The sequence below is a fragment of the Streptomyces sp. NPDC002580 genome, assembly GCF_042889485.1.
GTDB lineage: Bacteria > Actinomycetota > Actinomycetes > Streptomycetales > Streptomycetaceae > Streptomyces.
Genome location: NZ_JBIAQZ010000034.1, coordinates 1 through 1,073 on the forward strand (window position 1 = coordinate 1; position 1,073 = coordinate 1,073).

Below are 1,073 nucleotides of genomic sequence, written 5' to 3' on the forward strand. Positions count from 1 at the left end.
CGTGACTGCGTGCCTTTTGAAGAATGAGCCTGCGAGTTTGCGGTGCGTTGCGAGGTTAACCCGTGTGGGGAAGCCGTAGCGAAAGCGAGTCCGAATAGGGCGATTCAGTAGCGCGCTCAAGACCCGAAGCGGAGTGATCTAGCCATGGGCAGGTTGAAGCGGCTGTAAGAGGTCGTGGAGGACCGAACCCACCAGGGTTGAAAACCTGGGGGATGACCTGTGGTTAGGGGTGAAAGGCCAATCAAACTCCGTGATAGCTGGTTCTCCCCGAAATGCATTTAGGTGCAGCGTCGTGTGTTTCTTGCCGGAGGTAGAGCACTGGATAGGCGATGGGCCCTACCGGGTTACTGACCTTAGCCAAACTCCGAATGCCGGTAAGTGAGAGCACGGCAGTGAGACTGTGGGGGATAAGCTCCATGGTCGAGAGGGAAACAGCCCAGAGCATCGACTAAGGCCCCTAAGCGTACGCTAAGTGGGAAAGGATGTGGAGTCGCACAGACAACCAGGAGGTTGGCTTAGAAGCAGCCACCCTTGAAAGAGTGCGTAATAGCTCACTGGTCTAGTGATTCCGCGCCGACAATGTAGCGGGGCTCAAGCGTACCGCCGAAGTCGTGTCATTGCAGCTATAGGGCCAACGCCCGCTGTGATGGGTAGGGGAGCGTCGTGTGCCGGGTGAAGCCGCGCCGGAAGGCAGTGGTGGACGGTTCACGAGTGAGAATGCAGGCATGAGTAGCGATACACACGTGAGAAACGTGTGCGCCGATTGACTAAGGGTTCCTGGGTCAAGCTGATCTGCCCAGGGTAAGTCGGGACCTAAGGCGAGGCCGACAGGCGTAGTCGATGGATAACCGGTTGATATTCCGGTACCCGCTGTGAAGCGTCAAACATTGAACCAGGCGATGCTAAGTCCGTGAAGCCGCCCCGGAGCCTTCGGGCAAAGGGGAGTGGTGGAGCCGACGGACCAGACCTGCAGTAGGTGAGTGATGGGGTGACGCAGGAAGGTAGTCCATCCCGGGCGGTGGTTGTCCCGGGGTAAGGGTGTAGGCCGTGTGATAGGCAAATCCGTCACACAT

1 rRNA gene is annotated in these 1,073 nt (G+C 58.1%); it reads left to right on the plus strand.

From position 1 onward, the window contains the following. Positions 1-1,073, plus strand: a 23S ribosomal RNA gene (locus ACFYW7_RS38860); the annotation flags it as partial.